This window comes from Amycolatopsis sp. Hca4, from assembly GCF_013364075.1.
Lineage (GTDB): Bacteria > Actinomycetota > Actinomycetes > Mycobacteriales > Pseudonocardiaceae > Amycolatopsis.
The window spans coordinates 4,374,758-4,397,891 of record NZ_CP054925.1; the positions used below are offsets into that span (position 1 = coordinate 4,374,758).

Consider the following 23,134-nt stretch of genomic DNA (forward strand, 5'->3'; position numbering starts at 1 on the left):
CTCAGTCCTCGACCAGCTCGATCGAGTCCACGACGTTCGGGTAGAACGCGACGTGGTCCTTGATCGGCGCCACCGCGTCGTACGGCTTCTCGTACGTCCAGACCGCGTTCTCGCCGTGCACCTCGCCCGCGTTGAGCGAGTAGTAGCTCGCGTCGCCCTTGTACGGGCAGTACGTCTCGTGGTCGGTCCGTTCCAGCACGCCGGCGTCGACGTCCGCCAGCGGGATGTACTGGACCGCCGGGTACGTGGATTCCTGCAGGGTGAGCGCGTTGCGGCTGTCCGCGACGACGCGCCCGCCCGCCTTGACCACCACGCGGGCCTTGGTCGGCTCGACGGTGATCGGGTGGTCCGGGCCCGGCTGCAGAACCTTCTTCGCCATGTCAGCTCCCTAAGAGTCCTCTGTTCAGGGAGCAGCGCGCCGGGCCCGGCCGATATTCCGCGGTCAGGGCAGGTAGTACATCGGGTTCGGCAGCTTGACCGGGTGCAGCGCGTAGCCGCCTTCGAGGTCGCTGAACTGGTCGCCGAGGTTGAGGACGATCTTCGCGCCGGTGGCCTCGATGTGCGCCCGCGTGCCGGACTTGTACTGGACGGTGTTGCAGGTCAGCCCGCACGGCAGGTAGTCCGGCGCGGTCGTCTTCGGCTTGAAGAACGCGCCCGCCGGAGCGGGGAAGCCCTCGTTGGCCAGGTTCTTCAGCGACTGCGGGCCCTGGAACTCGTTGCGGCCGGTCAGGAAGTAGACCTTGACGCCGTGCTGGGCCGCCCAGTTGGCCAGCTCCAGCACCGGCTTGTTCGCGACGAACGTGCCGTTGTCGATGGCCTGCTGCTGCTTGACCGGGTCGAAGCCGAAGTCGTTGTCGGCCTCCCAGCCGTAGGTGACCTCGGAGGTGTCGTCGACGTCGAGCACGATCGCCGGGTTCTTCACCCGGCCCAGCGACTGCTGCAGGTAACGCTTCGCGTCCGAGACGATCCGGCCGGTGTCCTTCACGAACCGGCTGGTGTCGGAGTAGTGGTGCTTGCCCGCGGCGTCGACGTAGTCGCCGTAGTACGCCTTGACGTCCAGCTTGACCTGGCCGATGTTGGCCGGTTCCTTGGCACGGGCGGCCGTCGCCTCGTCCGAGCCGGCCAGTGCGGTGGCGCCCGAAGCGACCGTGGCGCCGATGGCCGCCGCGGCGGCGAGCTTGACGAGATTTGACCATTTTCCGGACACGGCGCACCCTCCAGTGGAACTTGACGACCCGGGGAACCTACGTCACGTTCACCGGGAGTTCCACCCCTCAAAAGTTGCCGTTCACCGACCGGCGCGGCACAGGAACGCCACCGGCGACCGCCCGATCCGCGTCAGCACCACCGACGCTTCGGCGTCACCACGGGGTTTCAGCCGCTTCCGCAGGGCGTCCGGGTCGACGTCCAGGCCCCGCACCAGGATTTCCAGCCGCCCGACGTCGTGGCGCTTGAGGACGGCCTTCAGTGCCTTTTCACTGTAGGGACCCTGTTCCAGGACGCGGAAGGCCCGCACGCCGGGTGGCGGGGTGTCGCCGGTCAGGTACGCGATGCGTTCGTCCAGCTGCCACAACCCGTGCCGCGCCGCGTAGTGCCGGACCAGCCCGGCCCGGACGACGGCGCCGTCGGGGTCGACGATCCACTCCCCCGGCTCCCGGGTGGGCAGTTCGTCCGGTTCCGCGTCGGTGACCGTCCACTGTGTCCCGTCCGAACGCAGCACGGTCGCCCGGCGGGTGACGCCGGTGCCCAGGCCCCGCCAGAGGCAGGACTCGCGGACCTGGCCGTCCAGGGACACCAGCTCGACCTCCTCGGCCCACGGCGTGAGCGCGAAGTCGAGGCCGGGGGCGCATTTCACGGACAGCGCACGCCCCGGATAGGCCTCGACCAGGCCGTCCAGGGGTGGGGCGAAGTCCGCGGGCTTCCACGCCCGCCGCCCGGAGGAGTCCCGCCGGGCCGGATCGGCGACGACCACGCCCGACCGGCTCACCGGGTGCAGCGCGTCGGCCTGCGCGAGTCCGAACGCGACACCCGCGGCAGTTCCGTTGTGGCGGGCCATCTCCAGTCGCACCGGGTCCAGATCGGACCCCAGGGCACGCCGCGCCACCCGGGCGATTTCGACGAGGTCGGCGCCCACCGAGCAGGTCACGTCGTGCACGTCGAGCCCCGCCAGCCGCACCGCCCGGTGCCGCGCCACGATCGACGCGCTCGCCTGCTGGAGCGCGTCGGAGGTGAACAGCCAGTCCGAACCGGACAGCTTGCCCACGGCTTTCCGCCGCAGCAGCACCGTTTCCAGGACGGCGGCCGCGTGCTCCTCGCCCGCCAGGCGGCGCACCTGCGCCACGGACTTGATCGGATCGGTCAGCGGCAACGACGAAGCCTCGGCGAGCGCCGCCACGCCTGCGCCGGAGCGCAGGTAGGCGACGTCGCCGAGGCTGAACGAGTAACCCAACTCAGGACGGCCGCTTGGTCCCGGTGATCATCACGTTGTAGAACAGCTCCCGCGGCAGGATCTTCGACAGCACCTTCTTGTCCACGGCGGACAGCCGCAGCCACAGGTGGTAGGCGAACATCCGCCAGCGCACGGTCAGCTTCTCCGACGGCACCGCGGCCTCGAACGTCCGGATCGGCCAGCCGGCCAGTGCCGCGGCGAACTCCTCGGTGACCGCGCGGACGTCCTGGGCGCCGGCGCCGCGGGCCCACGACTCCAGCTCCGACGGGTCGAAGGTGTGGATGTCGACCACGGCCTCCAAAGCGGCCGCACGCGACGACTCGTCCAGTTCGGCCTGCGGGCGCCGCCAGCCGCTCAGCACCGGCAGCTTCGTCACGCGGGTGGTCAGGAACCAGGTGAACTGGCCGAGCTTGCGGGCGTAGAAGTCGCCGATCTTGGTCGGCTCGCCCGCGAAGACGAACCGGCCGCCCGGCTTGAGCACGCGCAGCACCTCGCGGAAGGCCGCCTGGACGTCCGGGATGTGGTGCAGCACCGCGTGCCCGACCACCAGGTCGAACGTGTTGTCGTCGTACGGGATGCGCTCGGCGTCGGCGACCCGGCCGTCGACGTCGAGGCCGAGCTTCTCGGCGTTGCGCAGCGCGACCTGGACCATGCCGGGCGAGAGGTCGGTGACCGAGCCCTTCTTGGCCACCCCGCCCTGCATCAGGTTCAGCAGGAAGAAGCCGGTGCCGCTGCCCAGCTCCATCGCGTGCTGGTAGGGCTGGCCGTCCTCGCCCGCGACCGCGTTGAACACGTCGGTGGCGTAGGAGATGCAGCGCTCGTCGTACGAGATCGACCACTTCTCGTCGTAGGTGCCGGCTTCCCAGTCGTGGTAGAGCACGTTCGCCAGCTTGGGGTCGGCGTAGGCCGCCTGGACCTCTTCGGCGGTGGCGTGCGGGTTCGGCGCCGGGTCGTTCACGTCGGTCAAGGCGTCATTTCCCTTCGAAAGTGGCCTTGCCGGGCCCGTTTTCGATGAACGACTTCATGCCGTTCTGCTGGTCTTGGGTCGCCCAGAGGGCGGCGAACAGGTGCGACTCGAGCTTGAGGGCGTTCGGGAGGTCCACGTCGAGGCCGCCGTCGATGGCCGCCTTCGCCGCGCGCAGCGCCACGGCCGGGCCGTTCGCGAACTGCGCGGCCCACTTGTGGGCGGCCGCGTAGACGTCGTCGGGGGCGACGACCTGGTCGACGATCCCCAGCTGGAGGGCCTCTTCGGCCTTGACGAACCGTCCGGTGTAGACGATGTCCTTGGTCTTGCTCGGCCCGATCAGCCGGGCCAGGCGCTGGGTGCCGCCCGCGCCGGGGATGACGCCGAGCTGGATCTCGGGCTGGCCGACCTTGACGTTGTCGCCGGCGACGCGCCAGTCCGCGGTCAGCGCCAGCTCGAGGCCGCCGCCGAGGGCGTACCCGGTGATCGCGGCGACGACCGGCTTGGGGATGTTCGCGATGGCCGCGAGGGTGCCGGTCAGGTTCGCGCCGAACTTGGCGATCTCCGGGTAGGTGCGGGTGGCCATCTCCTTGATGTCCGCGCCGCCCGCGAAAGTCTTCTCGCCGCCGTAGAGGATCACCGCGCGGACGTCGTCGCGCTCGGTGGCCTCCTTCGCCAGCTCCGCGAGCTCGGCCGTGACCTGGGCGTTCAGGGCGTTGACCGGCGGCCGGTCGAGCCGGATCGTGCCGACCCCGTCCTTCACCTCGAGGGTTACGAACTCTCCCACGCCACTCCTCCTCGTTGACGGATCGCCAGCACGCTACCGGCCGGTAAGCGCCAGCTTAGCGACGGCGGGCGAAGAAGCGATCCCCGGAGCGCTCCAGCACGAGGTCCTGGTCGAACGTCTTCGAGAGGTTTTCGCTGGTGATGACGTCGTCGACCAGGCCGGACACGACCGCGTGGCCGTCACGCAGGAGCAGCGCGTGGGTGAACCCGGGCGGGATCTCCTCGACGTGGTGGGTGACCAGCACGAGCGCCGGGGCGTCCGGGTCGAGGGCCAGTGCCGAGAGCCGCGCGACCAGGTCCTCGCGGCCGCCGAGGTCGAGCCCGGCGGCGGGCTCGTCGAGCAGCAGCATCTCCGGGTCGGTCATCAGCGACCGGGCGATCAGCGCCCGCTTGCGCTCGCCCTCGGAAAGCGTGCCGAAGGTGCGATCGGCCAGGTGCCCGATGCCCATCGCGTCGAGCAGCTCGGTGGCGCGGGCGGTGTCGAGGGTGTCGTATTCCTCACGCCAGCGGCCGAGCACCGCGTACCCGGCGCTGACCACGACGTCCTTGACCAGCTCGTCACCCGGCACGCGCTGGGCGATGGCGGCCGAGGTGAAGCCGATGCGGGGACGCAGGTCGAAGATGTTGACCCGGCCGATCCGCTCGCCGAGCAGGTCGAGCTCGCCGGTGGTCGGGTGCAGTTCGGCCGCGGCGAGGCGCAGCAAGGTGGTCTTGCCCGCGCCGTTCGGGCCGAGCACCACCCAGCGCTCGTCCAGTTCCACGGACCAGTCGAGGCCGGCGAGGAGGTCGTTGGTCCCCCGGCGGACGCCGACACCGGCCATCCGGACCACGAGGTCGTCAAGTTCGCTGGGCTGGATCGGCTCGCTCACGTGGCCCATTCTGTCTGCTCCTCGCGCGCGCGTGCGCACCCGCCCGGGTGAGTGGGCGATCCGGCAGGTCGGAGGGTGTCCACGTCGTGGAACGGCGCACCGCAGGAGAGCACCTCCAGGCCGGGTTGTGGCACCATCACAGGCATGTCAGCCGACGCGCCCGTGACCCCGGTGACCCGGGGCTCGTTCTGGCGCCGTCGCGCAATCGACCTGCTCCTCGTCGCTTCGGCCGGGTGTACGCGGGCGCGGCTCCACTGATCCTTCGCGTCTTCTGCGACGCGTGCGGTGCCGCGCTGACCCCGTGTCCGGTATCACCACAGTCGCGAGGAGCACCCACGTTGACCACGTCCCTGGTTCGCCCGCCCGTCGAAATCCACCCGCAGCTGACCGACCCGCTGCTGCCCGAACTGCTGCACCCGTCACGGCTGCTCTGGACGCCGCGGGAGCTGGCCGACCTGACCGCCACCGTCACCACCGAGCTGACCGCGGGCCTGCGCGGCATCCTGCGGTTCGACGAGGACCGCCGCTGGTGGGCGCGGCTGGCGCTGACCGACGGCGTCGAGCTGTGGCTGCTGTCGTGGCTGCCGGGCCAGCGGACGAAGCCGCACGACCACGGCGGCGCGTCCGGCTCGTTCACCGTCCTGCAGGGTGAACTCGGCGAGGAGTACCGCTACCCGGGCGGGCCGATCCGGCGCCGGACGCACGTCGCCGGCGAGGGCCTCGGTTTCGGCGCGGGCCGCGCGCACCAGGTCACCGGCCTCGGCGACCAGCCCGCGGCGAGTGTCCACGCGTATTCGCCGCCGCTGGTGCCGACGCGGGAGTACGCCACGCTGGCCGACGTTCCGGCGGAAATCCCGCCGCTGCCCGCTATCGTCCGGTCATGAGCGCTGTCGATTCGCTGCTGGCTTCCGCCCGGTCCGGACTGGCCAGGGTGACGCCCGCCCGGGCCCGCGAGCTGCAGGAGGCCGGGGCGCTGCTGGTCGACATCCGGCCGCTGGCGAACCGCGCGGCGGAGGGCGAGATCCCGGGCGCGGTGATCGTCGAGCGGATCCACCTGGAGTGGCGGCTGGCGCCGGACAGCGAATGGCGGCTGCCGGGGGTCGGCCCGGACACGACGGTGGTCGTGGTCTGCAACGAGGGGTATTCGTCCAGTTTGGCGGCCGCCGACCTGCAGCGGCTGGGCCTGCCCGGCGCGACCGACCTCGAGGGCGGGTTCCGGGCCTGGGCGGCCGCCGGCCTGCCTGTGCAGGACGGCGGCAGCCCGGCCGTGCCTTAGCAGCCCCCGTTTTCCACGCTACCGAAGGGGACTGACGGTTTCAGCCCGCGAGCGCCGGGGCGACCTGCTTGGTGAACAGGTCGATGCCGGCGCGGTCGTACGCGGCTTCCGGGAAGTTCAGGATCGCGTAGGACAACCCGCGCTTGCCCAGGGCCGCGAGGTGCTCGGCGACCTGCTCCGGCGTGCCGGCCGTCGGGCCGCTCGCGAAGGTGGCGACCGCGCGCTCGGCGGCCTCGGCCGGGACGTACTTCGCGTAGTGGGCCTTCAGCCAGGCCTGCTTCTCCTGGACCTCGCTCTCGGTCTCGCCGAGGACGACGCTGAGGTTGCCCGAGCGGACGATCGCGTCGAAGTCGGTGCCGACGTCCTTGCAGTGGGCCGCCAGGATCTCGGACTTGCGGGTGAACGCCTCCGGCTCGGGGAAGAAGTTCGTGTACTTCGCGTACTTCGCCGCGATCCGGAGGGTCTTCTTCTCGCCGCCACCGGCGATCCACAGCGGGATGCCGCCGTCCTGCAGCGGCCGCGGGCTCAGGATCGCGCCGTCGGTCCGGTAGTGCTTGCCGTCCAAAGTGGACTTGCCGGTCGTCCAGAGGTCACGCATGATCCGGACGCCCTCGTCGAGCTGGCCGAGCCGCTCGCCGGCGGTCGGGAAGCCGTAGCCGTAGGCACGCCACTCGTGCTCGTACCAGCCGGCCCCGATGCCCATCTCGACCCGGCCACCCGAGATGAGGTCGGCGGTCGCGGCAACCTTCGCCAGGTAGGCGGGGTTGCGGTAGCCCATGCAGGTGCACATCTGCCCGAGCCGGACGGTCTCCGTCGCGGCGGCGAACGCCGAGATCAGCGACCACGCTTCGTGCGTGGCTTCCTCGGTCGGCACCGGAACGGTGTGGAAGTGGTCGTAGACCCAGATGGATTCGAAGGGGCCCGCCTCCGCGTGTTTCGCGAGGCCGAGCATGGTCTGCCAGTGGTCCGCGGGGTCGATGCCGGCCAGGTCGAGCCGCCAGCCCTGCGGGACGAACATTCCGAAGCGCATGCCTACAACCTAACGCGGCCCCCGCGCCGGCGGGGCGTTATTTCGGCCTGGAGCTGCTCCAGCTCAGACCGGCCGCGCGAAGAAATCCAAGACGGCGTCGGAGAGGTCTTGCACGTACCGCGGGTCTCCGTAGCGCGGCACGAGCCCGGCTTCCGCCGCGCGTCCCGGAGCGCGGACCGCCGGCTCGACGACGATTTCGGGCAACGCCGTCCGGATCGCCTCGAACTGTTCCGTGGCCGCCCGCCACGACGCTTCGAGGGACCCGGCGGCTTCGACGCGCTGCTGCTCCAGCCGGGCCAAGGCGTCCGACGCGGTCTCGTACCGCCGCCGCCCGGACAGCTCGGCGAGGATTCCGGCGTAGGTCTCCGTCGCCCCCGCCGCCGCTTCGTAGGCATCCGCGCCGGTGCGGCACTGCCGGGCGAGCCGGTCGCGCAGCTCGCCGTAGGCGTCGGCGGCCCGGCCCGCCCAGCCCTCCGGCACCACGGACCGCAGATCCGAAGCCAGTTCTTCGAGCATGACCGCGATGTCGGCGAACCGCATCGCCTCGTCCTGCAGCAGCTTGACGGTGTCAGGGGACCACGCCTGATCCGATGCCATCTCCGCTCGCTCAGCCTGCCGCGCGGAGGTCACGAACGACGCTCATCAACCGGTCACGCGCGTCGTCCTGGCCTTCGCCGTAGCGACGGGCCGCCGAGCCCAGCCGCTCCCCCAGCTCCTCGACGTCGGCCAGCAGGACCTCGGTCGCGGCGTGCGACGCGCGTTGCAGGTCCGCCAGCGCCGCGGTGAGCAGCACGTCCCCGACCAGCTCGGGCCGCATCGAATACCGCAGGGCCGCTCGTCCGGCGGACTCCCGCGCGAGTGCGCCGACCCGGCCCGCGGCGGCGCGCAGCAGCGTGGGGTCGGCCTCGAAGCCGTTCATACGTGACAGGTCCTTGTCATCAGCGGCGGACGGTGATCAGCCCCGCGAGCACCGGAGGCGGCAGGGCGACGGATTCGGCGGTTCCCGTGCCCCGGCGGGCACTCGGGTTGACGAGGATGCCGGCGGGCTCCGGCCGGATGAGAGCCGTTCCCACCAGCTCGCGTCCTTTGCGGACGACCTCGGCCGGCCACGCCGCCCCGGTGGCCGCACGGTACCCGGCCAGCCGGGCGGGAGTGTCGAAAACGCAGACCCAGGAACCCCGCGCGCCGAGTGCGACGGTCACCGGATCGCCGTCCCGGCCGGCCGGCGTGCACCAGGAATGCGCGGTGAACGAATGCAGGAAATGGTCGACGTCGCCGAACGGGGCCGGATCGGTTCGCCGCTCGGCGGATTCCGCGATCACCGTGCGCGCCAGGAACCGGCGTTCAGCCTGCCGGACCCGTTCTGGGGCGAGCCGATCTTGCGGGCCGCCGAGACTGGCCGCCAGCAGCTTCTGGAACGGCTCGAGCCATCGGTCGCACGTCCGCGGTGAAGGACCGCCGGCCAGGCTTTTCAGCCGGTCTCCTTTGTTCCCCGCCAGTGGCTCGGTGTCCGTGTTGTACGCGGTGCGGACGATCTTCTCGAGCTTCTGCCGGTTGAGCCGGTCGAGCACCGCCTCCAGCCGCAGGAACACGATCGCCGCCACCCGGTGGGGCGGTTCGTCGTCGGCGATGTGCCAGATGCGCCGCAGTTCGGGGCCGAGATCGGACGCCGCCGCCGGCCTGCAGAAAGGGGACGGGGTCCGGCGCCTCGACCTCCGCCGCGACTGTTCTGCATTTTGCGCACCAGTGTCCGACTCCGCGGACAACCCTCGGAAATGGCTCTCACCTGCGTTTTTACCAGATTCTGGACAGTTCTCCGGCGTTGGCGGGCCGGTTCCGCCCGTGACGGGTTTTTCCGCCGCGGCAAACCGTACGTCCGTTAGCTGACTTGTTCCTGACCGAACCCGCCGAGCGTGAACCCGAAACGGCGGAACGTGCTTACGGTGATTTCGACGGCCGCATTCCCAGCGGCCACGACCTCACGGAGCACCCCATGGAAAACACGCTGATCGTTCTGCTCACCGCCTTCGCCTTTCCAGCGGGCGGTTTGGCCGCCACGATGGTGACCAGCTGGTGGTCGCGGCACCGTTACGACGAGGCGCGCCGCGAACCACCGCGGGTGGGCACGAGGTGCCGGCAGCCGAGGACCTGTTGCTGCGGCGGAGCGCATTGACGTCCGGGCCTGGTGCCGCCCCGGAGCCGGGGTGGCACTAGGCCAGGACGACTCGCGCCAGCTCCGCCGGCGTGGCCAGCAGGCCGTGCTTCGGCAGCACCCGGACCGTGTACCCGATCGCGCCCGGCCGCGGCAGCTTGACGCGGGCCGCGAACGCTCCGATGCCGTCCGCGGACATCGGGACCGTCACCGTGTCGCGCAGCTCGTCGTCGTCCGCGACCCGGCCGACCACCGCCTGGATGTCCACTTCGGACGGATCGAGGCCCGCCAGGTCGATGCGCGCCCGGATCGTCACCTCCGTGCCGACCACCAGCGGCCCGGTCGTCTCGACCAGCAGCTCCGAGTCGAAGATGCGCAGCCGCGGCCACGACACCTCGAGCTTCGTGCGGTAGTCCGCCAGCGACAGCGCGCCGCGGTAGCCGTCGCCCGTGGCCGCCGCCACCGTGCGGGCGGCCGGGAGGTAGCCGTTGTCGACGTACTCGCGGACCATCCGGGACGCCTGGACCCGCGGGCCGAGCGTCTCCAGCGTGTGCCACACCATCGACAGCCAGCCGGTCGGGACGCCGTCGGCGGACCGGTCGTAGAACAGCGGCGCGATCTGCTGGCCGAGCAGCTCGTACAGCGCCGCGGCCTCCAGGTCGTCGCGGCGCAGCGGGTCGGCGACGCCGTCCGCGGTCGGGATCGCCCAGCCGTTGCTGCCGTCGTAGCACTCGTCCCACCAGCCGTCGCGGATCGACAGGTTGAGCCCGCCGTTCAGCGCCGACTTCATCCCCGACGTCCCGCACGCTTCCAGGGGCCGCACCGGGTTGTTCAGCCAGACGTCGCAGCCGCGGTAGAGGTACCGGGCCATCGACATGTCGTAGTCGGGCAGGAAGACGATCCGGTGCCGGACGTCGGCGCCGTCGACGAACCGGACGATCTGCTGGATCAGCTGCTTGCCGTTCTCGTCGGCCGGGTGCGACTTGCCGGCCACGACGACCTGGATCGGCCGGTCTTCGTGCAGCAGCAGCGTGCGCAGCCGCTCGGGGTCGCGCAGCATCAGCGTCAGCCGCTTGTACGTCGGGACGCGGCGGGCGAAGCCGACCGTCAGCACGTCGGGGTCGAAGACCGAGTCGACCCAGCCCAGCTCCAGCGGTGACGCGCCGCGCTGCAGCCAGGCCGCGCGCACCCGGCGCCGCACCTCGTGCACCAGCTTCTCGCGCAGCTCGCGCCGCAGCTCCCACAGCTGGGCGTCGGACACGCCGTCGCGCAGCGGCCCCTCGCCGACGTCGAGGCCCCACTCGCGGCCGAGCAGCGTGCTCAGCTCGCGCGCGACCCACGTCGGGCCGTGGACGCCGTTGGTCACCGACGAGATCGGCACCTCGTCGTGGTCGAACCCGGGCCACAGCCGGGAGAACATCTTGCGCGTGACGCGGCCGTGCAGCTGCGAGACGCCGTTCGCGCGCTGCGCCAGCCGCAGGCCCATGTGCGCCATGTTGAACAGGCCGGGGTTGTCCTCGGCGCCGAGCGCGAGCACGCGGCGCGGGTCGATGTCCGGGACGAGCCTGCCGTCGGCGAAGTAGCGCTGCACCAGGTCCACCGGGAACCGGTCGATGCCCGCGCTGACCGGCGTGTGCGTGGTGAACAGCGTCCCGGCGCGGACCGCGGGCATGGCCTCGTCGAAGGCGAGGCCGTCGGCCTGGACGATCTCGCGGGCGCGCTCCAGGCCGAGGAACCCCGCGTGTCCCTCGTTCGTGTGGAACACCATCGGCTGCGGGTGGCCGGTCAGCTCGCAGTACTTGCGGACCGCGCGGAACCCGCCGATGCCGGCCAGGATCTCCTGCCGCAGCCGGTGGTCGGCGTCGCCGCCGTAGAGCCGGTCGGTGACGCCGCGCAGGTCCTCGTCGTTGGCCTCGGTGTCGGTGTCGAGCAGCAGCAGCGGCACCCGGCCGACGCGGGCCTGCCAGATCTGCGCGCACAGCTCGCGCCCGCCCGGCATGGCGACGCCGATCAGCACCGGCCTGCCCCCCGCGGTCAGCAGCTCGAGGGGGAAGGCGTTCGGGTCGATCACCGGGTAGTGCTCGACCTGCCAGCCGTCCAGCGACAGCGACTGGCGGAAGTAGCCGTTGCGGTAGAGCAGGCCGACGCCGACCATCGGCACGCCCAGGTCGGACGCGGCCTTGAGGTGGTCGCCGGCCAGCACGCCGAGGCCGCCGGAGTAGTTCGGGAGGGCCTCGGTGACGCCGAACTCCATCGAGAAGTAGGCCACCGCGGGCGGCAGCTCCGGGTCGTCGCGCTGCTGGTACCAGCGCGGCTCCGACAGGTACTTCTCCAGGTCTTCGGCCGCTTCGCGCGCCCGCGCGAGGAAGTCGTCGTCGACGGCCAGCTCGTCCAGGCGGGCCGGCGGCAGCGCGGTGAGCATCCGCAGCGGGTCGCGCACGGCGTTGAAGAGCTCGGCGTCCATCGACGCGAACAGGTCGCGCGTCGGCGGGTGCCACGTCCAGCGCAGGTTGGTGGCCAGCGCGCCCAGGCCGGACAGGGAATCCGGGAGGCTGGCGCGGACGGTGAACCGGCGGACTGCACGCATGGGAAGCGACGATATCGGGCCGCGGCGCGCCCTGCGCAGGGACGTAGTTCGGGATAACGTGCACGCTCCGCGAAAGCCCTGGGTATGGTCCTGCCCGTCGGGGTACCGGGTGGCACGAGAGCGAGTGGAACAGAATGATCCCAGGGGGAGGACGGCGGGCGCTGGTCGCGCTGCTGGCCGTCGCGGCGGTCGCCGTGAGCGGGTGCAACAGCAAGGGCGGCGCGAACGGGGACCCGGCCAAGGACACCGGCGCGGGCTCGGTCTCCGGGCTGCCGGTGACGCACTTCGAGAGCGGCCTCAAGCCGGGCGCGCCGACGCCGAGCCTGAACGTCCGCAACGCCGACGGCGGTGAGGACGACAAGCTCGCCACCGCCGCGATCGACGACGTGCAGACCTACTGGGGCGAGATGCTGCCGTCGAACTTCGGCCAGCAGTTCGAGCCGGTGAAGTCCCTGCTGTCCTACGACGCGCAGACCGACACCGAGAAGACCGGCTGCGGCAGCGTGAAGAAGCTGGTGAACGCGTTCTACTGCCCGGTCGACGACTCGGTGGCGTGGGACCGCGGCGTGCTGCTGCCGATGCTGCGCCAGCGCTTCGGCCCGATGTCGGTGGTCGTGGTGCTCGCGCACGAGTTCGGCCACGCCGTGCAGTACCGGCTCGGCGACAAGGCGGGCATCGCCAAGAACACCCCGACCGTGGTCAAGGAGCAGCAGGCCGACTGCTTCGCCGGCGGCTACTTCCGCTGGGTCGCCGAGGACAAGAGCAAGTACTACCGCGTCTCGACGTCCGAGGGCCTGAACCAGGTGATGGCGTCGATGTTCCTGATCCGCGACCAGGCGGGCACCAGCGCCGCCGACAAGGGCGCGCACGGCACGGCGTTCGACCGCACCTTCGCGTTCCAGGCCGGGTTCGAGAAGGGCCCGAAGGAGTGCGCGGGGATGACGACCGAGAACGTCAAGGCCCGGCTCACCGAGCGCCCGTTCGACAAGGGCGACAAGGGCAAGGGCGACGCGAAGTTCACCGAGCAGACCGTCTCGCTGCTGAAGAAGAGCCTGGACGAGGCGTTCAAGGGCGCCGGGGTGGCCGCGCCGGAGATCACCGACGGCGGCAGCTGCCAGACCACGCCGCCGGCGTCGTACTGCCCGGCGGACAACACGGTCAGCATCGACATGGCCAAGCTGGCCCAGCTCGCCCAGCCGATCGACCGCGACGCCGAGATGAAGGGCGAGGACCCGGGCGGCATGGGTGACTTCGCGGCGTTCGCCGAGGTCGCGGCCCGGTACGCGCTGGGCATCCAGAAGGGTGTCGGCGCGTCGATCGACAACGCGAACGCGGGCCTGCGGACGGCCTGCCTGGTGGGTGCCTGGGCGGCGTTCACCAACCGGCCGGGCGACCTGCGGCTGTCGGCGGGTGACCTCGACGAGGCCATCGCGGACCTGCTGCAGCCGGAGAGCCTGGTGTCGGCGGACGTCAACGGGAAGCGCCCGGACAGCGGTTTCGACCGGGTCGAGGCGCTGCGGCGCGGGTACCTCGAGGGTTCGTCGGTCTGCTCGAAGGCGTACGCCTGATCTTTTGCGAAAAGGGCCCCCACCGCCTGGTGGGGGCCCTTTTCGTGTCTAGAAGAGGGCGCTCGCGAGGTCGCGGCGGGCCTTCATGACGCGGTCGTCGGCCGGGTCGAAGAGGTCGAACAGGGCCACCAGGTGCTCGCGGACCTTGTTGCGGTCCTCGCCCGCGGTCCGGCGGACGGTGTCGATGAGGCGCTTGAAGCCGGCCTCGACCTCGTTCGCCGCGATCTCCAGGTCGGCCGCGTCGAGCTGGGCCGACAGGTCGGACGGGTCGGCGTCGGCCTTCGCGACGGCCTCCGGGTCGGCGTTTTCGGCGCGGGCGGTGAACTTGACCTGGGCCAGGGCGTTCTTGGCCAGCTCGTTCGCCGGTTCGACGTCGAGGATGCGCTCGTAGGCGGCCTGGGCGGCGGCGAAGTCGCCCCGCTCGAAGGCCTCCTCCGCCTCGGTGAAGCGCGGGTCTTCGGGCTCCTCGACCGGGCCGCCGGCCGCTTCGGCGTCGCGGATGCCGGGCAGCTTGTCGCGCAGGGCGTCCAGGAGCGCGTTGATCCACTTGCGGATCTCGGGCTCGGGCAGCGCGCCGGAGAAGGCGTCGACCGGCTGGCCGCCGGCGATGGCGACGATCGTCGGGATGGACTGCGCGCCGAACAGCTGCGCGATCCGCGGGTTGGCGTCGACGTCGACCTTCGCGACGACCCAGGCGCCGCCGGACTCGCCGGCCATCCGCTCCAGGACCGGGGACAGCTGCTTGCACGGGCCGCACCACTCGGCCCAGAGGTCGACGACCACGAGCTGGCGCAGGGACCGCTCCACGACCTCGGCCTGGAAGGTGGCCTCGGTGACATCGATCACGGCCGCGCCCGCGCCTTCGCCGGAGGGCCGCGGCGGGCCGTCACCGGCCGGGCGGGCGGGCGGGGCCGGCTGCCGCTGCGCCGCTTCGGCACGGGCCTTGAGCGCGGACAGGTCGACCGCGCCGGAAAGGGCGGCCGACAGGGCCGCTGACTTCGCTGCAGATCCGCGTGGTTGTGTCACGGTTCCATCCTGGCACGCGGGCCGGGGGAGTTTCACCGGGAGGCCGGGCTGTCCACGGTCTGGCACGTTCCGCGGTCGGTGCTGGGCGGGGTCGGCGGCGGGTCGCGGTGCGCGGCGGGCGCGGCGGGGCGCGGGGCGCGGCGGGCGGCGGGCGGCGGGCGGATCAGTGCCGGGCCACGGACGGCCGCAGGCCACGGACGGCGGCGGGCCACGGACGGTACCGGGGTCGCGCTCGGCGGCGGACCCCGGAGGGCGGCGGGCCGGGGTCAGCGGCGGGTGGCAGTGCCGGGTGGCGGACCGCGGTCGGTAGCGGATCGCGCTCGGCGGCGAGGCGCGAACGGCAGTTGGCCGCGCTCGGTGCCGGGCCGGGGTGGGCGGCGGGTTGCGGCCGGTGCCGAGCCGCGGTCAGCGCCAGGCCACGCGTAGCGCCGGCCTCCGCCCCCCGGTATCCAGCTTACCGGCCGGCACCGACGATTCCGGACCGTCCGCGCACCCCGGACGGCCCTCATCCACAGCCCAGGAAACTGTCGGTGGTCACCGGTAGCGTGGAAACTGGGGGCTGCTCAGCGCGCCCGCGCCGTGGGTTTGGGCACCTCCCGGCCCGTCCGCTTGGCAGGACGGGCCGCGCTGGGGCAGGCTCGCCGGGTGCACATCCGGCGTGACGTGAAGGTGGGCCTGTCGGTCGCGGCCGCCGCCGTCTGGGTTGGGGCGGTGACGCTGCTCATCGTGCACCACCCCGATCCCGGGGCCTCCTCGCCCGCCGAGCTGCGCGACAAGCTCGCCACCGCGCTCGAGGGGCACGATGCCGATGCCTTCGCCGACCTTCTCGACTACCCCGGCTCGGGCGGGGACGACTTCGCCAAGGACTACGTCTCCGTGCTCGCCGGCCGGGGTGTTCACGACGTGCGGGTCGAGCTGGGGCCGGATGCCGGTGAGCCGACGCGGGCGACCGTCTCCGGCTCGCTCGGCGACGGCAAGCCCTTCAGCTACCCGCTGACCGTGACGAGCGAAGACGGCCGCTGGACGGTGGCCTTCACCCCGCCCCTGCCCTGATCACGCCTCGCGCAACCGTGCCTCCACGCGGTCCACCTTGGCTTCGAGCTGGCCGGAGAAGCCCGGCCGGATGTCCGCTTTCAGGACAAGGCTGACCCGGGACGAGCCCTCCCCCGCCGCCTCGACCGCGCGCTTGACGACGTCCATCACCTCGTCCCAGGACTCGCCCTCGATGTTCGTGAACATCGCGTTGGTCGAGTTGGGCAGGCCGGACTCGCGGACCACCTTCACCGCGCGGGCCACGGTTTCGCTCACCCCGCCGTCGGGGTCCCCGCCGGACGGGCTCACGCTGAACGCGACGATCATGCTCGGAAGTCCCTTCTTCGGTGGCCATTTCCGCCAGTCGTGCGACACCCGCCGGTACCCGCTGGTAACTTCGCGTGTCATGAACCGTCCGCTGCCGTTCGACCCGATCGCCCGCGCGGCCCGGATCTGGGAGGACCGGATCGGGCCCTCCGGGACCATGGCCGCGGTGACCGGGGTGATGCGGGTCCAGCAGATCATCCAGTCCGCGGTGGACGGCGCGCTCAAGCCGCACGGCTTGACCTTCGCCCGGTACGAAGCACTGGTGCTGCTCACCTTCGCCCGCAGCGCCAGCCTGCCGATGCGGGTGATGGGCGAGCGGCTCCAGCTGCACCCCACCAGTGTCACCAACATAGTGGACCGGCTGGAGCGCGACGGGCTCGTGAAGCGGGTGCCGCACCCGACCGACCGCCGCACGACGCTCGTCGAGATCACCGACGAGGGCCGCAAGCGCCGCGAGGCCGCGACCGAAGCCGTCACCGCCATCGACTTCGGGCTGAGCGGGCTGACCGAACGGCAGACCGAACAGCTGACGGACCTGCTGACCAAGGTGCGCCGCGCCGCCGGGGACTTCAGCGAGTGAACAGCGGAAAGGGCCCGCACTCGTCGAGTGCGGGCCCTTTCTCACATGCCGGGATCAGGCGGCGACGGGTTCCTTCGCCTGGAACAGGCCGACACCGCCGTGGGACAGCCGCTGCGGGCCGTCGAGCTTGCCGTTGCGCAGGGCCCACTTCTCGAACAGCCACGTGAACAGCGGCGGGATGCTCGCGAGCAGGGCCAGCACCAGCGTCTTCGGGCGCCAGCCGAGCGGCTTCGCCACGGACAGGGAGACGACCACGTAGAGGACGAAGATCACGCCGTGCACCATGCCGATGACGGGCACGCCGCCCTCGCCGGAGGAGTGCACCACGTACTTGAGGAACATCCCGACCAGCAGCGCGGCCCAGGACAGGGCTTCGGCTACTGCGGCCACGCGGAACACGAGAGCGGCCTTGCTGGACACTGCTTCCTCCTGTGGGGTCTCACCACGTTGGTCTCAAAACACGAAAACGCCCGACGTACACCGTCCAAGGCGGACTTGCCTTGTACGTCAACGGCGCTGTCGGACGTGCTGATACCAGTGTGAGGCGTGACGGCCCTCACGGGAACACCGGGGCCCGTGACGATGCTCACGACCGTGGTCCACTGTGGTCTGGACCACGGTCGTGAGCGGACGTTGTCTACTCCGCGCAGGGCGAAACCGGGGCGGACACCGGTGACGTCCCCCACTTCGCCGTCGCGTCGCCGGTGAGGGTGAAGTCGAGCGTGGTGCCGCGTTCCAGCTGGTCCACGTTCACGTACACCCGGTCACTCGGCTTCGAGCCGACCTCGAGGGCGGAGATGTACTGCAGCTGCGCACCGGAAGCGCCCGGCGCCCGGATCGTGATGTCTCGCCCGTTCTCCAGGTGCAGGACGGACTTCGCGAACCGCGGCGCGTTGAGCACGAAGTTCCCAGTCCCTGGAACGGCCGGGTACAGCCCGAGCGCGCTGAAGACGTACCACGCGGACATGGTGCCGAGGTCGTCGTTCCCGGTGACGCCGTTGGGCGCGTCGGTGAACAGCGTGTGCGCCGCCCGCACGACCGTCGACGTCTTCGACGGCTGCCCGGTGAGCGCGTACATCCACGGCGAGTGCAGGTCCGGCTCGTTGTTGGGGTTGTAGCGGAACTGGTCGTAGTAGTCGTACGGGCCGACGACCCAGTTCTCGCGGACCGCCGTCGCCGGGTCCTTCACCAGTTCGTCGTAGGCGAAGAAGTCGTCGAGACGCTTCCCGGTGGCCGCCGGGCCGCCCATCCGCTGCACCAGGCCGGGGACGTCCTGCTGGACCAGCCACTGGTACTGCCAGGCCGTGCCCTCGTGGAAGCCGTCCTGGCTCTGCGGGCTGTAGGGCTTGTCCGCCGGCGAGAACCACGCGCCACCGAGCACCTTCGGCCGGAAGAAGCCGGTGAAGCCGCGGTCGGCCTGGGTGGCGTCCCACAGCGTCCGGTAGGTCCGGCCCTTCGCCGCCAGCGCCGCCGCGTCGGCCTTCTTGCCGAGCGCGCCCGCCATGAGCGACAGCGAACAGTCACCGAGCGCGTACTCCAAGGTGGCCGACGCGCCGTGGTTCGGGTCCGTGTCCTGGCCCTTCTTCGGGAAGTCCGGGTCGTACTGGACGAACCCGTCCCGCTGGTAGCTCGCGTTGCCCGAGCGGCCCTGGAACGGCGACGCGGCGGGCGGGATCTCGCGCGAGTTCTGCAGGAGCGCCTGGTAGGCGCGCGCTTCCTCGCCGGACAGCGCCCCGAACCGCCAGAGGTCGACCAGGAACGACGTGACCGGGTCGCCGGTCATCGTGTTCGTCTCCTGGCTCGCGTACGCCCAGCGAGGCAGCCAGCCGCCCTGGTCGTGGATGGCCAGGACGCTCTTGGCGATGTCGCGAGCGCGGTCCGGCCGCAGCAGCGCCAGGAGCTGGTTCTGCGTGCGGTAGGTGTCCCACAGCGAGAAGAAGTCGTAGTAGGTCCAGCCGACCGCGCGGTGGATCTTCTTGTCGAAGCCGTAGTAGCGGCCGTCGGCGTCGTTCGCCGTCAGCGGCTGCAGCAGCGCGTGGTAGAGCGAGGTGTAGAACACCGTGCGGTCGTCCGGCGTGCCGCCCTTGATGTCCACAGAGGACAGCTCACGGCGCCAGGTGCGCTGGACGCCGGCCTTCGCCGCGTCGAACGACCGGATCCGCTCCGAAGCCAGGTTCACCCGGGCGCCGGCCGCGTCGACCTGGGAGATCGCCGTGGTGGCGGTGACCTGGCCGCCACCGAAGGTCAGCCACGCTCCGCGCAACCCGGCGCCACCCGACGAGGAGCGCGAGCCGGGTGTGCCGCCCTCCGGCGACCACGTGCCGAAGGTCTTGAACGGCTTGTCGAACTTCGTCGTGAAGTAGGTCGTGTAGGCCTTGCCGCCGCAGAACGCCTGCGCCTGGACGGTTCCTTCGACGGTCCGGTCGTCGACGACGCGGATGCTGCTGCCCGTCACCGGTTCCTTGTCGTTGGCCTGGCCGACGTTGACGAAGACGTTGGCGTCACCGGACTTGGCGAAGGTGTACCGCTCGACCCCCGCCCGCGTGGCAGCCGTCGTCTCGACGTCGACACCGCCGTAGCCGGTGAGGTGCACCTTGTAGTAGCCCGGCTTGCCGACTTCGCCGTCGTGGGTGAACGGAGCGGCGTACTGCTTCTGGTCGAAGGTGGCCGGGCGAGTCGTGTCGAACGCCTTGCCGGGCCCCACTTCCCCGGTCGTCGGCAGGGTCGAGACCAGGCCGCCCTGCTCCCAGCAGCCCGCGCCGGACAGGAAGAAGTGCCCGAAGCCGCGGATCGCGGTGTCGGTGTAGCGGTAGCCGGCGTAGTGCGAGGTGATCGGGCTGACCTGGGTCATCCCGAACGGCGCCGAGGCGCCCGGGAACGTGTTGCCCTCGTCCTGCGTGCCGATGAACGTGTTGACGGTCTCCAGGGCGTCCCCGCCGGCCGCGGCCGCGGCGGGGCTGAGCCCCGTCGCGGCCGCGGTGAGCGTCAGGACGCCCGCCAGGAGCTTGCGCTTCACGCGCCGATACCGATCGCGAACACGTGCAGTGCGCCGCCGCTGACGTTGTCCGGCAGCGTCACGCTGGCCACCGTCTTGCCCGCGGCCAGGGTGATCGGGTTGGTGCCGAACACCATCGTCCGGATCTGCTGCGGATCACTGCCCGCGGCGTTGCGGTACGGCGTGGACAGCACGATCCGGTTGCCGAACGCCGGCTGGGCGCCGCCGCCACCGAGGGTCCAGTCGGAGAACCCGATGGTCGCGGTGGACGTCGTGCCGTCGGTGTAGGTCACCGTCAGCGTGCCGGACGCGTTGCCGTTGGACGCCGCGCCGAGCAGCGCCAGCCGGCCGGAACCGCTCACGTTCACGGTCTGGCCGCCGGCGACCACGTTGTCCGGGTCCCCGGCCGGGAACGACGGCCAGGTGAACTGCAGCCCGTCACTGGTGATCGTCGCGCCCGGGGTGGCGCCGGCCGCGGCGAGTGCGTCGGCCGAGTAGCTCCAGCCGCCGCCGTCGAAGTTCGCCGCCCCCGAGTTCGAGTCCGGGGAGATGCCGGCGTTGTTCACCGTGGCCAGCCAGCTGTTCGGCTGGGCCACCAGCACGGTCAGGACGGCCTGCGAGGACGCCACGCCCGGCGCGGAGAACGTCACCGGGATGCGGCGGGCGCCGTCGGCCAGCCCGGCCGGGACGGTGACCGTGAGCTCGGCCTGCGCCTTGCCCGCGGCGGGCACCGCGATGCTGCCGGTGGCCGGGGTCAGCGTGATCCCGTCGACGCTGCCCGCGCTGTAGGTCCAGGTCCGGGCGGTGCCCGAAAGGTCCTGGACTCCGACCGACGCCTTCGACGTCGACCCCGCGGGGGTCACCGCGCGGGCCGGGTCCACGAAGGACAGGCTCGGCTTCTCCTGCTCGCGGAACGACGGCGGGGCGTCGGCGGCCGCGCTGCCCCACGCGGTCGCCGTGGCGGACCGGGTGTAGTCGAGCGTGCCGCCGCTGGAGATCAGCGCCTCCGGCAGCCACGCCTTCGCGGCCGCACCGCCGTTGACCTTCAGGCTGCCCACGTAGTCGCCGGTGCCCGGCGCGTTGATCGTGATCTTCTTGCCCGCGCCGGTGGTGAGCACGGCGTGCTCGAAGCGCGGGGTGACGAGCAGCGTCTCGGCGCGGCCCGGGATCTCCGGGTAGATGCCGAGCGCGGACCACACGTACCAGGCCGACATCTGGCCGAGGTCGTCGTTGCCGATCAGGCCTTCGGGACGCGGGTTGTACAGCTCGTCCATCGAGCGGTGCACGATCGCCTGGGTCTTGGCCGGCGCACCCGCGTACGAGTAGACGTACGGCGCGTTGGAGTTCGGCTCGTTGCCCATGAAGGCGTAGGGCTCCTGCGTGCCCGCGTTCAGGTCCGTGAAGAAGGTGTCCAGCCGGGACTGCGTCGCGGTGTTGCCGCCGAACGCCGTCACGACACCGCCGAGGTCGTAGGGCACCATCCACTCGTACTGCGCGCCGTTGCCCTCGACCCAGCCCTGCGAGCTGGCGGGGTCGTAGGTGCCGGAGAACGAGCCGTCCGCGTTGCGCGGCTGCAGGTGCCCGGTACCCGGGTTGTAGAGGTTCTGCCAGTTCTGCGCGCGCTTCATGAACGTCGTGTACGTCGCGCTGTCGCCGAGCCGCTTCGCGAACTGGGCGATGGAGAAGTCGGCGCTGGTGTATTCCAGGGTGTCCGCGCCGGCACCCGGCACGTACCCGAGCTTCTGGTAGTCGTCGAGACCCGGCCGCTCGGTGTAGCCCTGCGTCGGCTGGGTGGCACCCTTGATCATGAGCAGCAACGCCTTCTGGGCGTCGAAGTCACGCGCTCCGAAGGCGTACGCGCTGGAGACGATGATGTGGTACGGGTCGCCGTTCATCACGCCGGTGTAGTCGTTGGCCACCGTCCAGCGGTCCCACGAGCCGCCCTGCTCGGCGTAGGCCATCATCGACCGGACGATGTCCGACGTCTCCTTCGGCGCGATCGTCGCCAGGAGCGGGGCCTCCGAGCGGTAGATGTCCCAGCCGGAGAAGTTCGTGTACATCGCGTGGCCCTTGTCGGCCGTGTGGACCCGGCCGTCGAAGCCGACGTACTGGCCGTTGACGTCGGAGAAGACGTTCGGCTGGATCAGCGAGTGGTACAGCGAGGTGTAGAACGTCGTCAGGTCGGCGTCCGAGCCGCCGGTGACGGCGATCTTGCCGAGCTGGGCGTTCCACGCGCTGCGCGCACCCGCCGCGACCGTGTCGAAGGACTTGCCGGTGTTCTCGGCCTTGAGGTTGGCCTTCGCACCGTCGACGGACACAAAGGACAGTCCGACCTGGACGTTCACCTGTGCGCCGTTGAGGTTGGCGAAGGTGACGTACCCGCCGCTGCCCGGGCCGGACACGGTGGTGTTCTGCGGCGCCGCCTTGGCCGGGCGCGCGATCGAGGCGTCGACGCCGTTGGGCTGGGCGACCTTCGCCCTGGCGCCACCGGTCTCGGCGGCCTTGTTCGGCGTCACGGCGCCGTTCTTCCAGGTGCCGATCGACGCGAACGGCGTGTCGAACTTGGCCGAGAAGTAGACGCGGTAGCTGTTGCGGGCACCGCAGAAGCGGCCGCTGGTGGCCCAGCCGCTGATGGTGTCCTTGCCGATGGTGATCGACGCGTCGTCGGTGCCGTTGACCGAGCCGGAGGTGTTGACCAGCAACGTCGAGGACGCGCCCGCCGGGTAGGTCAGCCGCGCCGAGCCGGTGCGCTGGGTCGCGGCCAGCTCGACCTTCGCGCCGCTGTCGAGGGTGACGTCGTAGGCGCCGGCGGTCGCGTGTTCGTTGGTGTGCGAGAACTTCGACGTGTAGTGGGCGGGGTCGGTCGCCGGGGACGTCGTCACTTCACCGACATAAGGGATGAACGGGATGTCCTGATAGGTCGAACAGCCCGCGCCGGACAGGTGCGTCAGGCTGAACCCGGTCAGGGCGTTGTCGTCGTAGAAGTAGCCGCCCGGCTGGGATTTCACCGTGTCCGGGCTCCACTGGACCATGCCGAACGGCGCCACCGCGCCCGGGAACGTGTTGCCGGCACCGCCCCCGGTGCCGTGGTCGGCCCCGCCGGGCCGGGTGCCCACGAACGGGTTGACCCACTTCGCGTAGTCCGTGCTGGTCGCGGCCGCGGCGGGCACGGCGGGAGCCACCGCCGCGAGCACCGCCAGGGTCAGGAAGGTTGAACCGGCTCTCAAGCGCAATCGCGCCATGGCCATCGCCTCTCCACCTCGTCAGCGCGACCAGAAACGGTGTCATGACAACCTTGTCGCGCAGTCGGTCGAACCCGGCCACCTTGGGTACCTGCTCACCGGACAGTCAAGGGACACGTCAAGACCTGTCCACTTCCGGACACGCCCGTCAGCCGTCTGCCCTACGACGTCGGTAGCCGAATCGGCACAATCCTCGCACCAGGCGTTGACAAGCACCGGGCGCGTGGCGTTCAATCCCGGTCACTATGACA

The 23,134-nt window shown here is 71.2% G+C and carries 22 protein-coding genes; 6 read left to right on the plus strand and 16 right to left on the minus strand.

Annotated features, from left to right (window positions below; all coding sequences use genetic code 11):
• Position 1: 1 nt before the first annotated feature.
• From HUT10_RS19080 to HUT10_RS19105, 6 genes are all read right to left on the minus strand, one after another.
• Positions 2–379, minus strand: a complete 378-nt coding sequence (locus HUT10_RS19080) for a DUF427 domain-containing protein (RefSeq protein ID WP_176172460.1) — start codon at positions 377–379, stop codon at positions 2–4.
• A gap of 63 nt (positions 380–442) precedes the next feature.
• A complete protein-coding gene (locus HUT10_RS19085; RefSeq protein WP_176172461.1) occupies positions 443–1,207 on the minus strand; it encodes an HAD family acid phosphatase in 765 nt (254 codons plus the stop codon).
• Between the two features lie 81 nt (positions 1,208–1,288).
• Entirely contained in the window at positions 1,289–2,449 is a 1,161-nt protein-coding gene (locus HUT10_RS19090) for a class I SAM-dependent methyltransferase (protein ID WP_176172462.1), read from the minus strand.
• Between the two features lies 1 nt (position 2,450).
• Positions 2,451–3,416: a class I SAM-dependent methyltransferase gene (locus HUT10_RS19095; protein ID WP_176172463.1), complete on the minus strand. Its 966-nt coding sequence runs from the start codon at positions 3,414–3,416 to the stop codon at positions 2,451–2,453.
• 4 nt (positions 3,417–3,420) lie between these two features.
• Positions 3,421–4,200, minus strand: a complete 780-nt coding sequence (locus tag HUT10_RS19100) for an enoyl-CoA hydratase/isomerase family protein (protein ID WP_176172464.1) — start codon at positions 4,198–4,200, stop codon at positions 3,421–3,423.
• A gap of 55 nt (positions 4,201–4,255) precedes the next feature.
• Positions 4,256–5,077: an ABC transporter ATP-binding protein gene (locus tag HUT10_RS19105; RefSeq protein WP_176172465.1), complete on the minus strand. Its 822-nt coding sequence runs from the start codon at positions 5,075–5,077 to the stop codon at positions 4,256–4,258.
• A 329-nt stretch (positions 5,078–5,406) separates the two neighbouring features.
• Here HUT10_RS19105 and HUT10_RS19110 point away from each other — a divergent pair, with 329 nt between their 5' ends.
• Together HUT10_RS19110 and HUT10_RS19115 are read left to right on the plus strand one after the other, a co-directional pair.
• Positions 5,407–5,952 carry a cysteine dioxygenase family protein gene (locus HUT10_RS19110; RefSeq protein ID WP_176172466.1) on the plus strand — a complete coding sequence of 182 codons (546 nt, stop codon included), beginning with the start codon at positions 5,407–5,409 and terminating at the stop codon, positions 5,950–5,952.
• A complete protein-coding gene (locus tag HUT10_RS19115; protein WP_176172467.1) occupies positions 5,949–6,344 on the plus strand; it encodes a rhodanese-like domain-containing protein in 396 nt (131 codons plus the stop codon). Before HUT10_RS19110 ends, HUT10_RS19115 begins: the two co-directional genes overlap by 4 nt.
• 40 nt (positions 6,345–6,384) lie before the next feature.
• Here the strand turns inward: HUT10_RS19115 and HUT10_RS19120 are convergent, their stop codons facing one another.
• The 4 genes from HUT10_RS19120 to HUT10_RS19135 all read right to left on the minus strand — a co-directional run bounded on the left by HUT10_RS19120 (position 6,385) and on the right by HUT10_RS19135 (position 8,978).
• Positions 6,385–7,374 (minus strand): LLM class F420-dependent oxidoreductase, encoded by a 990-nt coding sequence (locus HUT10_RS19120; protein WP_176172468.1) that lies wholly within the window; start codon positions 7,372–7,374, stop codon positions 6,385–6,387.
• Positions 7,375–7,437: 63 nt separating this feature from the next.
• Positions 7,438–7,971, minus strand: coding sequence for a putative T7SS-secreted protein (locus HUT10_RS19125; protein WP_176172469.1), 534 nt, complete (start codon positions 7,969–7,971; stop codon positions 7,438–7,440).
• Positions 7,972–7,981: 10 nt separating this feature from the next.
• Positions 7,982–8,293 (minus strand): hypothetical protein, encoded by a 312-nt coding sequence (locus tag HUT10_RS19130; protein WP_176172470.1) that lies wholly within the window; start codon positions 8,291–8,293, stop codon positions 7,982–7,984.
• Between the two features lie 19 nt (positions 8,294–8,312).
• Entirely contained in the window at positions 8,313–8,978 is a 666-nt protein-coding gene (locus HUT10_RS19135) for a hypothetical protein (RefSeq protein ID WP_176172471.1), read from the minus strand.
• A gap of 284 nt (positions 8,979–9,262) precedes the next feature.
• Here HUT10_RS19135 and HUT10_RS19140 point away from each other — a divergent pair, with 284 nt between their 5' ends.
• On the plus strand, positions 9,263–9,547 hold the full coding sequence (locus HUT10_RS19140) for a hypothetical protein (protein ID WP_176172472.1): 285 nt from the start codon (positions 9,263–9,265) through the stop codon (positions 9,545–9,547).
• A gap of 37 nt (positions 9,548–9,584) precedes the next feature.
• Here the strand turns inward: HUT10_RS19140 and glgP are convergent, their stop codons facing one another.
• Positions 9,585–12,113: an alpha-glucan family phosphorylase gene (glgP, locus tag HUT10_RS19145; protein ID WP_176172473.1), complete on the minus strand. Its 2,529-nt coding sequence runs from the start codon at positions 12,111–12,113 to the stop codon at positions 9,585–9,587.
• A 134-nt stretch (positions 12,114–12,247) separates the two neighbouring features.
• On the opposite strand from glgP, the gene HUT10_RS19150 reads away from it, so the two are divergent.
• Complete coding sequence (locus tag HUT10_RS19150; RefSeq protein ID WP_176172474.1) at positions 12,248–13,681, plus strand: neutral zinc metallopeptidase; 1,434 nt, start codon at positions 12,248–12,250, stop codon at positions 13,679–13,681.
• A 48-nt stretch (positions 13,682–13,729) separates the two neighbouring features.
• Here HUT10_RS19150 and HUT10_RS19155 read toward each other — a convergent pair whose 3' ends face one another.
• Positions 13,730–14,707 carry a tetratricopeptide repeat protein gene (locus tag HUT10_RS19155; protein WP_176172475.1) on the minus strand — a complete coding sequence of 326 codons (978 nt, stop codon included), beginning with the start codon at positions 14,705–14,707 and terminating at the stop codon, positions 13,730–13,732.
• 645 nt (positions 14,708–15,352) lie between these two features.
• On the opposite strand from HUT10_RS19155, the gene HUT10_RS19160 reads away from it, so the two are divergent.
• Positions 15,353–15,760 carry a hypothetical protein gene (locus tag HUT10_RS19160; protein ID WP_254896933.1) on the plus strand — a complete coding sequence of 136 codons (408 nt, stop codon included), beginning with the start codon at positions 15,353–15,355 and terminating at the stop codon, positions 15,758–15,760.
• Here the strand turns inward: HUT10_RS19160 and HUT10_RS19165 are convergent, their stop codons facing one another.
• Entirely contained in the window at positions 15,761–16,066 is a 306-nt protein-coding gene (locus tag HUT10_RS19165; RefSeq protein WP_176177902.1) for a thiamine-binding protein, read from the minus strand.
• A gap of 79 nt (positions 16,067–16,145) precedes the next feature.
• Here HUT10_RS19165 and HUT10_RS19170 point away from each other — a divergent pair, with 79 nt between their 5' ends.
• Positions 16,146–16,646: a MarR family winged helix-turn-helix transcriptional regulator gene (locus HUT10_RS19170; protein ID WP_004562932.1), complete on the plus strand. Its 501-nt coding sequence runs from the start codon at positions 16,146–16,148 to the stop codon at positions 16,644–16,646.
• A 54-nt stretch (positions 16,647–16,700) separates the two neighbouring features.
• Here the strand turns inward: HUT10_RS19170 and HUT10_RS19175 are convergent, their stop codons facing one another.
• The 3 genes from HUT10_RS19175 to HUT10_RS19185 form a co-directional block, all read right to left on the minus strand.
• Positions 16,701–17,066, minus strand: a complete 366-nt coding sequence (locus HUT10_RS19175; protein WP_004562934.1) for a DUF3817 domain-containing protein — start codon at positions 17,064–17,066, stop codon at positions 16,701–16,703.
• A 217-nt stretch (positions 17,067–17,283) separates the two neighbouring features.
• The gene (locus HUT10_RS19180; RefSeq protein WP_176172476.1) at positions 17,284–19,662 is read right to left on the minus strand and encodes a GH92 family glycosyl hydrolase; all 2,379 of its coding nucleotides are present in this window, start codon (positions 19,660–19,662) and stop codon (positions 17,284–17,286) included.
• A complete protein-coding gene (locus HUT10_RS19185) occupies positions 19,659–22,889 on the minus strand; it encodes a GH92 family glycosyl hydrolase (protein ID WP_254896934.1) in 3,231 nt (1,076 codons plus the stop codon). The genes HUT10_RS19180 and HUT10_RS19185 overlap by 4 nt, the downstream gene beginning before the upstream one ends.
• Positions 22,890–23,134 lie beyond the last annotated feature (245 nt).